The sequence below is a fragment of the Exiguobacterium sp. s7 genome, from assembly GCF_018618195.1.
In the GTDB taxonomy this organism is placed as follows: domain Bacteria; phylum Bacillota; class Bacilli; order Exiguobacteriales; family Exiguobacteriaceae; genus Exiguobacterium; species Exiguobacterium mexicanum_A.
Genome location: NZ_JACSLO010000043.1, coordinates 1 through 381, shown reverse-complemented (window position 1 = coordinate 381; position 381 = coordinate 1). Strand labels below are relative to the sequence as shown.

General features: G+C 49.9%; 2 tRNA genes. Both read left to right on the top strand.

Annotated elements, in window-relative coordinates:
- Positions 1 to 119 precede the first annotated feature (119 nt).
- Positions 120 to 196, top strand: a tRNA-Ile gene (locus KNP79_RS15665).
- A gap of 21 nt (positions 197 to 217) precedes the next feature.
- Positions 218 to 290: transfer RNA gene (locus KNP79_RS15660), tRNA-Ala, on the top strand.
- Positions 291 to 381 lie beyond the last annotated feature (91 nt).

The window sequence follows — 381 nt, the reverse complement described above, 5'->3', positions numbered from 1 at the left end:
AACAAGGTAGCCGTATCGGAAGGTGCGGCTGGATCACCTCCTTTCTAAGGAAAATGCCCATGTGGCATTGCCCATCGTTCAGTTTTGAGAGACCAAATCTCTCGACAATCAAAATATGAGGGCCTATAGCTCAGCTGGTTAGAGCGCACGCCTGATAAGCGTGAGGTCGGTGGTTCGAGTCCACTTAGGCCCACCATTTTTTTGAGAATTCCTATATGGGGCCTTAGCTCAGCTGGGAGAGCGCCTGCCTTGCACGCAGGAGGTCAGCGGTTCGATCCCGCTAGGCTCCACTTTGTTCCTTGAAAACTGAAGATTCATCAAGACATCAAACCAATTAATTTCACATATGGTCCGTGAGGACCGTGTGTCTTAGACGCTAGA